The sequence below is a fragment of the Nocardia aobensis NBRC 100429 genome, from assembly GCF_000308375.1.
GTDB lineage: Bacteria > Actinomycetota > Actinomycetes > Mycobacteriales > Mycobacteriaceae > Nocardia > Nocardia aobensis.
Genome location: NZ_BAFQ01000285.1, coordinates 24,321 through 33,560 on the forward strand (window position 1 = coordinate 24,321; position 9,240 = coordinate 33,560).

Here is a 9,240-nt window from a genome sequence, read left to right on the forward strand (position 1 = left end):
TCCAGCCCGACCGATGGAGAACGACGTTGAAGACCAGACTGGGCTGCCCCTGCGGTGAACAGATCGTCGGCACCGACGAAGACGACCTCGTCGAGAAGACGCAGAAGCATCTGGCCGAGAACCACCCCGGCCACGACTACTCGCGCGACGAAATCCTCTTCCTCGCCTACTGATCCTCCGTATCGGCGGCCAGATAGCGCATCGGCGCGTAGTTCGCCCAGCCGGTCTCCGGCCAGTTGAACCAGCCCGCCGAGGCGCCGGTTCCGCCGTCGGGATGCAGGGTTGTTCCCGTCAGATAGGCCGACAACGCCGAGGCGAGGAACACCACGCACCCCGAGACATCGCCGACCTCACCGGGCCGGCCGAGCGGAATGGCGACCCGCACGCCGCGTGGATCGGTCATCGCGGCGTCGCGGTGCGGCATCCGGCGCAGATTCGGGGTCGGCACGTAATCCGGCGCCACATTGTTGACGCGAATCCCGTCGGGCGCGAGCTCGACCGCGAGCGTACGGGCGAACTGTTCGACCGCGGCCTTCGCCGCCGAGTACACCGCGAAACCCGGTGCCGCTCGGTGTGCCTCGATCGTGGTGATGTTGACGATGCTGCCGCCGCGGCCACCCGCCCGGATCCGCGGGACGGCCAGCGCGCACGCGTGCAGCACGTGGGTGAGATTGCCGCGCAGCAACGCGTCCCAGCCTTTGGGCCGAGTGTCGGTGAATGCTGCGCGGAAGGTGCCGCCGACGACGTTGACGAGAATGTCGAGCCGGCCCCACCGTGCCTCGGCCGCGTCGAATACCGCGGCCAGCCGGTCGGGATCACGAACGTCGCCGTGGACGACGACGGCATCGCATCCCTGCGCGGCCAGGGTCGACCGCATGTGCTCGACGGCGACGGCATCGATGTCCATGATCGCCGGGCGCACCCCGTTGGCGGCCAGGTCGGTGGCGATCGCCCGGCCGAGACCGCCTGCGCCGCCGGTGATCACGGCGACCGTGCCGGCCAGTCCCGCGCGTTGTTCGAACCAGCCCATGGTCACCGGAGATAGGTGGCGCCGAAGGCGTCGAGAAAGTCGGTGGTCGCCGCGTGATCGGCGGTGCGGCTGGACACCACGATCCATGTGACGCCCGCCTTCTCCAGTCCGGCGAACGCGTCGAGATGACGATCGGCTGCCGCCGGATCGAGCAGATCCGAGTCGTGATAGGAGTACAGCACGTCGAGATCGCCACTGCGCCCGGCGGATTCGGCACGCGCCCGCACCTCGGCGATCCGTTCGGCCAGCTCGGCGTGTGTTCCGAGCGCGGGTGTCCGGGCCGTGGCACTGAGTGCGGCGCCGCCGGACATCGGCATCCAGCCCTGGGCGCGGGTCGCGGCGCGACGGCGGCCGGCGGCGGAATTGCCGCCGATCCAGATCGGGATCGGATCCTGCACCGGTCGCGGCCGGGCGACCACGTCGCGGGCATCGAAATGCCGCCCGCGGTAGCTGAACGGCTCGCCGCGCCAATGCAGCGGCAGCACCTCGAGCGCCTCGTCGAACAGGGCATTGCGCTCCTCGAAATCGACTCCCAGCGCGTGGAATTCGCTCTTCTGATAGCCCGCGCCCAAGCCGAGGACGAGCCGGCCGCCGGAGAGTTTGTCGACCGTCGCGGCGGCTTTCGCCAGCAGCAGCGGATTGCGATAGGGCGCGACCGCGAGATAGGTGAGCAGCCGCAGCCGCTCGGTCGCGGCCGCCACATAGCCGAGCGCGACCAGCGAATCCAGCGTCTGATGTCCACCATTGGCCAGCCATCGCGCCCCGGGGATCGGGTGTTCGCTCAGTGACAAACCATGGAATCCGCACCGCTCGGCGGTGATCGCGACCTCGCGCAGCGGGCCGGCGTCGAGGACGTCGCCGTCGGGGCCGCCGGTCTCCGGATAGTGGAAGATGAAACGCAGACTCACATGTCGAGAGTATCATTCTCGAAATTCAGAAATTTAATTCTTCGCATGCTGCGGACGGTACGGGAGACTGCCGATGAATGCCGCGCCGATGACTCCGGGCCTGTACGCCGCACGCTGGCTGCCGAACTGATCGCCCGGTGCCATACCGAACTCGCCGGGTACAAATGCCCGCGCGCCGTGGACTTCACCACCGAGCTGCCCCGGGACCCGAACGGCGAACTGTACAAACGACTACTGCGGCAACGCTATTGGGCCGGCCACGAAAGCCGGGTCATCTGAGCCGCTCGCGCATCTGCTCGCGACCTCGTTCGATCACCCGCGCCCCGTACTCGGCCATGCGGGCGGTGCCGGGCGACCAGGTTTCGGCCATGACACCTTCGAGCAGTTGGGCGCGGCGCGCGTCCTCCTCGGCCAGGGCGCGGTAGTGCCGCAGTAGCCGCGTGCGGGCCTCGCTGTCACCGGCCAGCAGGTCGGCGGTGAGGGAACGGGTGAACGAAAGCAAGTCGGCGTGGGGCACAACATGATTGACCAGCCCGAAGGCGAGTGCGTCGGCGGCGGTGAGGAAATTGCCCGTCAGCGACAGTTCGACCGCCCGGCGCCAGCGCACCGTCCGGGTGAGTCCGACCGTGACTCCGCCACCGGGCATCATGCCCATCCGGGCGTGAGTGTCGGCGAAACGGGCTCGTTCGGAGGCGACGAGGAAGGTGCACTGCAACGCCAGTTCCAGCCCGCCGGCGACACAAGCGCCGTTGATCGCGCCGATGACCGGTTTGTCGATCACCGGCAGGAATCGGAACAGGCCGTCGGGTCCGCGCCCGGGGCCCGATCCGGCGGAGCGGGCGGGCGCCGGCCCGGATGCGGCGGCGCCGATATCGATCCCCGCACAGAAGGCGGGGTCGGCGCCGGTGAGAACGACCGCCCCGACATCGGGATTCGCGCCCGCGGCGCCGACCGCATCCCATATCGCGTCCATCAGCGCGCGGTCGAGCGCGTTGCGGACCGCCGGGCGGTGCAGTGTCACCGTCGTGACGCCGTCCGCATGCTCCACCGTGACCACGGGTTCGGTCATCGCCCGCTCCGTTCGGATCTAAACGCCAATGTCTATTTTGAAGAATAATATTCTCATCCCGAAAGGAGGTGGACCTGTGCGAATCGACACCACGATCGGTGCGCTGGACGACGCCGCGGCGCAGGTTCGCGCACTCGAACACCTCGGCTTCGACGGAATCTGGGCGGGCGAGATGAACGGCGACCCGTTCCTGTCGTTGGCCGTCGCCGCCCAGTGCAGTGAACACATCGGTCTGGGCACGTCCGTCGCCGTGGCGCTCGCCCGTTCGCCGATGACCGTCGCCTATGCCGCCGACGATCTGCAACGCTTCTCCGGCGGACGCCTGCGCCTGGGCCTCGGTTCGCAGGTGCGCGCGCATATCGAGCGCCGCTTCGCGATGCCGGCCGATCGTCCGGCCGCGCGGATGCGCGAATACGTCTCGGCGCTGCGGGCGGTCTGGGCGCACTGGCACGAGGGAGCGGAGCTGGCATTCGAGGGCGAATTCACCCGCCACACCCTGATGCCGCGCGACTTCGTCCCGCCCGCACACGAATTCGGCCCGCCACCGATTCTGCTCGCGGGTGTCGGCCCGGCCATGACTCGGGTCGCGGCGGAGGTCGCCGACGGATTCATCTGTCACGGTTTCACCACCGCCCGCTGGATCCGCGAACGCACGCTGCCCGCGCTCGGCGCCGCCGCGAGGCGGGACGACTTCGAGGTCGTCGCCACACCTTTCGTCGTCACGGGCACCGACGAGCAGATCGACCGCGGTATTGCGGCGCTGCGGCGCCGGCTGGCCTTCTACGCATCCACGCCGGCCTATCGTCCGCTGTTCGATCTGCACGGCTGGGGCGAAGCGAATGCGGAACTGACCGCACTGTCGAAAGCCGGGCGGTGGGATCGGATGGCGGAGTTGATCACCGACGACATGGTCGACGCGTTCGCTGTCGTCGCCGCGGTGCACGAGCTGCCGCAACGGCTCGCGGCGCGCTTCGGTGGCCTGCTCACCCGGCTCTCGTTCGCACCACCGCGCGATATGCCGACCGACGAGGTCGCCGATCTCGTCCGGCGAATCCGCCAGGCCTGCGACGCATGACGGATCAGTCCGGGCGCGGCCACGGCCGGCCGTCGAGACGCTCGATATCGGTGTTGAGCCGGCGCAGATAGGTCGCGAATTCCGCGACATCGGCGGCGGGCCAGGTGTGCAGCACGCGGTCCAGGCTCGCGACCGTGGCGGACACGGTCTCTTCCAGCCGGCGGGCTCCGGCCTCGGTGACCCGGAATTTGCGGGCCAGGCCGCCGTCCGGATCGGCGATGCGGTCGACCAGCCCGGTGCGTACCAAGGCCGCCGTCTGCCGGTTGAGTGTGGAGGTGTCGAGGCCGAAGGCGGCGCTGAGTTGTCCGATCGACATCGGCCCCTGCATCGTCAGCCGGCTCAGCAGGACGTAGGCGCTGCGCTCGAGACCGCACCGATCGCGCCGGATCATCTGATAGCGGCTGAGCAGCATGGTTTCGAATTCGACCGCGGCGACGGGTCGTTCCATATCGTCCTCCTCTCGTGTGCGACCGAGACGGGTATCACAGGCCGCGGGTAACCGCGCCCCGAATGTGCATGATACATTGCATATGCATAATACATATTTCAGTAAGGGAGATGTGGACATGACCAAGCCGGACGCCGACCGGTCGAGTTCGATCGTCGGGGTGCTGGCATTCGCCGGAATCATCGCCTCGGTCATGCAGACCCTCGTGATTCCGCTGATCGCGCAGTTCCCGCAGTTACTGCATACGACACCGTCGAATGCCTCGTGGATCGTGACCTCGACGCTGCTGGTCGCGGCGGTGACCACCCCGGTGGCCGGCCGCCTCGGCGATCTCTACGGCAAGCGCCGCATCCTGTTGCTGTCCACGATTCCGCTGATCGCGGGGTCGATCGTCTGCGCGCTGTCGGCCTCGGTGCTGCCGATGATCATCGGGCGCGGCCTGCAGGGTATGGGTGTGGGCATCATCCCGCTCGGAATCAGCGTGATGCGCGACGTGCTGCCCGCCGAAAAGCTGGGCTCGGCCGTCGCATTGCTGAGCGCCTCGCTGGGAATCGGTGGCGCACTGGGACTTCCGATATCGGCGGCGGTCGCCGAACATTCGAACTGGCGGGTGCTGTTCTGGGGCGCCGCGGTGCTGAGCGCGCTGATCGCGGCCGCGGTGTGGATGGCGGTACCGGAGTCCGCGGTGCGCGGCAGCGGTGGGTTCGACTACGCCGGAGCGGTCGGCCTCGGCGCCGGTCTGGTGGCGTTGCTGCTCGCGGTGTCCAAGGGCGGGACCTGGGGGTGGGGCAGCGCCACCACCGTGGGTCTGTTCGTCGCCGCGGCGGTGGTGTTGCTGATCTGGGGCTGGTGGGAGTTGCGGATCAGCGATCCGCTCGTCGATCTGCGGGTCACGGCCCGGCCGCCGGTGCTGCTCACCAATGCCGCCTCGGTGGTGATCGGTATCGCGATGTACTCGTCGTCGCTGATCGTGCCGCAGCTGCTGCAGTTGCCGACCGAAACCGGCTACGGGCTGGGTCAATCCATGATGGCGATGGGTCTGTGGATGGCCCCCTCGGGCCTGATGATGATGGTGATCTCGCCGTTGGGCGCCCGGCTCTCGGCGGCCCGTGGGCCCAAGGTGACGCTCACCGCCGGTGCGCTGGTGATCGCGGCCGGGTACGGCCTCACCACGGCACTGATGGGTTCGACCTGGGGCTTGCTGGTGGCGATCTGCGTGATCAACGGCGGTGTCGGGCTGGCCTACGGGGCGATGCCCGCGCTGATCATGTCGTCGGTGCCGCTGTCGGAAACCGCCTCCGCCAACAGCTTCAACACCCTCATGCGGTCGATCGGCACGTCGGTGTCGGCCGCGGTGATCGGTGTGGTGCTGGCCCAGATGAGCATGGACTTCCACGGCCACAGCGTGCCGACGGAGGGTGGCTTCCGGACCGGGCTGTTCATCGGTTGCGGGGTCGCGGTGCTGGCCGCGGCGCTGGCCTCGGTCATCCCGGTGCGGCGGCCGAACGCGCCCGCCACCGCCGCCGAGGTCGCCGAACCGGTCGCGGCACGGGCCTGAGTCGCTGGTCGGCCGGGTCAACCGGCCGACCAGCCGCCGTCCACCGGGACCACCGCGCCGTTGATGAACGAGGCGGCGTCGGAGGCGAGGAAGACGGCGACCTCGGCCATCTGCTCGGGTTCGGCGATACCGCGCATCAGCGACATCACCGGCTGCAGCCGGGTCACCCCGTCGAGATCCCATTCCGGGGTCTGCCCGGCGATACCGGTCATCGTCGGGCCGGGCAGGATCGCGTTACATCGGATGCCGTCCCCGGCATGGATCCAGGCCACATTGCGGGTCAGCCCCACCACACCGTGTTTGGCGGCGGTGTAGGCGATTCCCGCTGCGCCGCCGCGGATTCCGGCCTCCGAGGCGGTGTTGACGATCGAACCGATGCCCTGGTCGAGCATATGAGGCAGCACCGCCCGGGTCATGAGGAAGGTGCCCGTGAGATTGACCGCGACCGTGCGTTCCCAGGTGGTCACTGGGGTGTCGGCCGGCAGCGCCATCTTGTCCATGATCCCGGCGTTGTTGCACAGCACGTCGATTCGGCCGAAGGTGTCCATCGCGGTGCGGGTGGCGCGCGCCACGTCGATTTCGTCGGAGATGTCGACGACTACCGGAATCGCGGCCGCGCCGATCTCCGCGGCGGTACCCTGGGCGCCGTCGGAACTGATATCGGCGGCCACGACCATGGCGCCGCATTTGGCGAATGCGATGGCCATGGCCCGCCCGATGCCGGAGCCGGCGCCCGTGACGATGGCCACCCGGTTGTGAAAGTTGCTGGTGCTCAACGGTGTTCCCTCCTCGGTGCGCTGCGGGCCCGCCGGCACGTGTCGACGTCGCCGTTTCAACCGGACATCACTGTCCGGTTGGTAGTGTAGGCCGGTGACCGAGCAGCGTCGAGTGAATCGTGGACCCGGTGCGGCCGCCGCCAATCGAGCGGCTCTGATCGCCGCCGCCCGCGAGGTGTTCGCCGAAGCGGGTTTCGAGGCTCCGCTGAATCTGATCGCCCGGCGCGCGGGCGTCGGGCAGGGCAGTCTGTACCGGCACTTCGCCGATCGGGAATCGCTCGCGCTGGCGGTCTTCGAGGACAATGTGGTGGGACTGGAAGCCTATGCGGCACAGTCGGATACCGGACTGGATCAGCTCCTGGAACGCATCGTGGACCAGGTGGTGACCTCGATCGCGTTCGTCGAATTGATCGATCCGTCGCTGACCGACGGGCGGCTGGCGCGGATGAGCAGCCGGGTGGCGGCACTGCTGGGCGATCATCTCGACACCGCCCGGGCGTGCGGCCGGGTCCGCGCCGATCTGACGTGTCAAGACCTCATGCTCGCGCTGGCGATGCTGGCGGCATTGTCGGCGCGGGCCGGGGCGGAGGAGCGCAGGGGGGTGGCCGCCCGCGGGTGGTCGCTGATCGAGCAGGGGTTGCGAGCATGATCGGCATCCGCAGGGCCGGAGGTGGCGAGCAGACGTGCCGTGGGAAGGATGCCGCGTCGTCGGATACGGCAGGCTCGCGAAGCGGAGCGGCTCTCGACGCCACCGTCGGCAATGCGGGGCGTTGCGCGAAGGCGCGCCGCTCCTGCCTGGACCGGACCGCGTGACAGGTGATGGGGCTGGGCGCTTTCAGCGGGTGGTGACTTGCGGGGCGGCGTTGTCGTCTCGCCCGAAGGGCGCGGCCGAGATGGCGGCGTCGAGTACGCCGAGGGTGCCACCGAGTTCGGTGGTGAGGGCGCGGACCACCGCGACATCCTTGCGGAGGAATTCGCCGACCGCATCGCCGAATTCGGCCACCGATCTCTTCGCGGCGATGCTGGTCACCACGCGTCCGGAGGAACTGGCGTGGGGGAGCGCCGACAGCAGGGCCGCTTCCGTGACACCCAACTGGCCGGCCAGCCGCACCGCCGCGGCGACCAGTCCCGCCTGTGCCGCGAACAGGGCGTTGTTGACGAGCTTCACCCGCTGTCCCGCGCCGAGCGGGCCGACGTGCAGGATGGGATCGGCGTAGCACGACAGCACCGGCCGCAGATCGGCGGCGGTATCGTCGTCGGCGCCGACGAAGACCGTCAGCGCACCCGCGGCGATATCGTGCGGTCCGCCGCTGACCGGCACGTCGGCCACTCGCACGGCATGCGGAACCGCCTGTGCGGCAACGGCTTGCGCGGTGCGCGGATCTCCGGTGGTGTGCAGGGACAGGATCGATCCGGGTGCCATGACTGCGGGCAGGTCACCGTCGAGACAGACCTCGCGCACCTGATCGTCGGAGAACAGGCACACCAGTACCGCGTAGGCACCCTCGGCGGCCTCGGCGGCGGTGGCCACCGCGCGAGCGCCCGTCTCGGTCACAGCGTCGCGAACCTCGTTGCGCCGCACCGCCACCCGGACGTCGTGCCCGGCCGCGGCGAGCCGCCGCACCATCGGCAGGCCCATCCGCCCGGCGCCGACGAATCCGATCCGCATCCCGGTCACCGCTGGTGGTTCATCAGCGCCAGGGTGGCGTCCGCGGCGGTGAGGACGACGCCGGGTTCGGCCCCGGCCGCATCGGCCAGGCTCGCGACCAGGGAGACGTCCTTGCGCAGCAGCGCACCCGCGTACTGGGCGAGCCGGTCGAGACTCACCCCGGCATCGACGATGCGCCCCAGCGCGAAGCTGTTCGCGGTGCCGTGCGCGATCACCTCGCCCAGCCGGGCCGGATCCACGCCCAGGCCGGCGCCCAGGGTGAAGGTGCTCATCGCGGTCGCGAGGTTGGCGGTGAACAGCAGATTGTTGAGCAGTTTGGTGACCTGACCGGAGCCGACGTCACCGAGATGCACCACCGGGTCGGCGTAGCTGTCGAATACGGGGCGGCAGCGTTGTATCACCTCGGCGTCGCCACCGGCCATCACCAGCAGCCGTCCGGCCTCCGCGGCTGGTCCGCCGCCACTGACCGGCGCGTCGATCAGCGAAACACCCTGCACAGCGGCAGTTTTCGCCAGGTCGCGGCAGGTGTCGGGGTGGACGGTGCTGTGGACGGCCACCACGCCGCCCGGCGACATGCCCGCCAGTACGCCGTATTCGCCGGTGAGGACCTCGCGGACGTCGTCGTCGCCGACCACGCAGACACAGACCAGATCGGTGCCGGCGCCCAGTGCCGCCGGAGTTTCGGCGGTCGCCGCGCCGGTATCCGC

General features: G+C 69.3%; 11 protein-coding genes and 1 pseudogene. 5 read left to right on the forward strand and 7 right to left on the reverse strand.

Features of this window, described 5'->3' with window-relative positions; all coding sequences use genetic code 11:
- Positions 1 to 26 precede the first annotated feature (26 nt).
- A complete protein-coding gene (locus RJ03_RS35660; RefSeq protein WP_063820473.1) occupies positions 27 to 173 on the forward strand; it encodes a DUF1059 domain-containing protein in 147 nt (48 codons plus the stop codon).
- On the opposite strand, the gene RJ03_RS30440 is transcribed toward RJ03_RS35660, so the two are convergent.
- Complete coding sequence (locus tag RJ03_RS30440) at positions 167 to 1,030, reverse strand: SDR family NAD(P)-dependent oxidoreductase (RefSeq protein WP_051025446.1); 864 nt, start codon at positions 1,028 to 1,030, stop codon at positions 167 to 169. The two genes, RJ03_RS35660 and RJ03_RS30440, sit on opposite strands and share 7 nt — an antisense overlap.
- A gap of 2 nt (positions 1,031 to 1,032) precedes the next feature.
- Entirely contained in the window at positions 1,033 to 1,938 is a 906-nt protein-coding gene (locus RJ03_RS30445; protein WP_198163729.1) for an LLM class F420-dependent oxidoreductase, read from the reverse strand.
- A gap of 114 nt (positions 1,939 to 2,052) precedes the next feature.
- On the opposite strand from RJ03_RS30445, the pseudogene RJ03_RS30450 reads away from it, so the two are divergent.
- Positions 2,053 to 2,217: pseudogene (locus tag RJ03_RS30450) on the forward strand (acyl-CoA synthetase); the annotation flags it as partial.
- On the opposite strand, the gene RJ03_RS30455 reads toward RJ03_RS30450, so the two are convergent.
- On the reverse strand, positions 2,210 to 3,007 hold the full coding sequence (locus RJ03_RS30455) for an enoyl-CoA hydratase (RefSeq protein WP_036509164.1): 798 nt from the start codon (positions 3,005 to 3,007) through the stop codon (positions 2,210 to 2,212). The pseudogene RJ03_RS30450 and the gene RJ03_RS30455 overlap by 8 nt on opposite strands.
- Positions 3,008 to 3,083: 76 nt before the next feature.
- Here RJ03_RS30455 and RJ03_RS30460 point away from each other — a divergent pair, with 76 nt between their 5' ends.
- Positions 3,084 to 4,082: a TIGR03617 family F420-dependent LLM class oxidoreductase gene (locus RJ03_RS30460; protein ID WP_036509166.1), complete on the forward strand. Its 999-nt coding sequence runs from the start codon at positions 3,084 to 3,086 to the stop codon at positions 4,080 to 4,082.
- A 4-nt stretch (positions 4,083 to 4,086) separates the two neighbouring features.
- Here RJ03_RS30460 and RJ03_RS30465 read toward each other — a convergent pair whose 3' ends face one another.
- Positions 4,087 to 4,530, reverse strand: a complete 444-nt coding sequence (locus tag RJ03_RS30465; protein WP_036509169.1) for a MarR family winged helix-turn-helix transcriptional regulator — start codon at positions 4,528 to 4,530, stop codon at positions 4,087 to 4,089.
- Positions 4,531 to 4,648: 118 nt separating this feature from the next.
- Between RJ03_RS30465 and RJ03_RS30470 the strand changes: the two genes are divergently transcribed.
- Complete coding sequence (locus RJ03_RS30470) at positions 4,649 to 6,088, forward strand: MFS transporter (RefSeq protein WP_174372359.1); 1,440 nt, start codon at positions 4,649 to 4,651, stop codon at positions 6,086 to 6,088.
- Between the two features lie 17 nt (positions 6,089 to 6,105).
- On the opposite strand, the gene RJ03_RS30475 is transcribed toward RJ03_RS30470, so the two are convergent.
- Complete coding sequence (locus RJ03_RS30475; protein ID WP_083871444.1) at positions 6,106 to 6,864, reverse strand: SDR family NAD(P)-dependent oxidoreductase; 759 nt, start codon at positions 6,862 to 6,864, stop codon at positions 6,106 to 6,108.
- Positions 6,865 to 6,958: 94 nt separating this feature from the next.
- On the opposite strand from RJ03_RS30475, the gene RJ03_RS30480 reads away from it, so the two are divergent.
- Positions 6,959 to 7,513 carry a TetR family transcriptional regulator gene (locus tag RJ03_RS30480; RefSeq protein ID WP_051025447.1) on the forward strand — a complete coding sequence of 185 codons (555 nt, stop codon included), beginning with the start codon at positions 6,959 to 6,961 and terminating at the stop codon, positions 7,511 to 7,513.
- A 186-nt stretch (positions 7,514 to 7,699) separates the two neighbouring features.
- Here the strand turns inward: RJ03_RS30480 and RJ03_RS30485 are convergent, their stop codons facing one another.
- Both RJ03_RS30485 and RJ03_RS30490 read right to left on the reverse strand, forming a co-directional pair.
- Positions 7,700 to 8,533, reverse strand: coding sequence for an NAD(P)-dependent oxidoreductase (locus tag RJ03_RS30485; protein WP_036509177.1), 834 nt, complete (start codon positions 8,531 to 8,533; stop codon positions 7,700 to 7,702).
- Positions 8,534 to 8,538: 5 nt separating this feature from the next.
- Positions 8,539 to 9,240, reverse strand: a 702-nt coding sequence (locus tag RJ03_RS30490) for an NAD(P)-dependent oxidoreductase (RefSeq protein ID WP_036509179.1), incomplete at its 5' end; no start/stop codon positions are given.

Excerpts from the sequence above, each read along its gene's own strand:
- RJ03_RS30470 (WP_174372359.1), top strand. The coding sequence starts at position 4,649 with ATGACCAAGCCGGACGCCGACCGGTCGAGTTCGATCGTCGGGGTGCTG.
- RJ03_RS30465 (WP_036509169.1), bottom strand. The coding sequence starts at position 4,530 with ATGGAACGACCCGTCGCCGCGGTCGAATTCGAAACCATGCTGCTCAGC.
- RJ03_RS30440 (WP_051025446.1), bottom strand. The coding sequence starts at position 1,030 with ATGGGCTGGTTCGAACAACGCGCGGGACTGGCCGGCACGGTCGCCGTG.
- RJ03_RS30485 (WP_036509177.1), bottom strand. The coding sequence starts at position 8,533 with ATGCGGATCGGATTCGTCGGCGCCGGGCGGATGGGCCTGCCGATGGTG.
- RJ03_RS30455 (WP_036509164.1), bottom strand. The coding sequence starts at position 3,007 with ATGACCGAACCCGTGGTCACGGTGGAGCATGCGGACGGCGTCACGACG.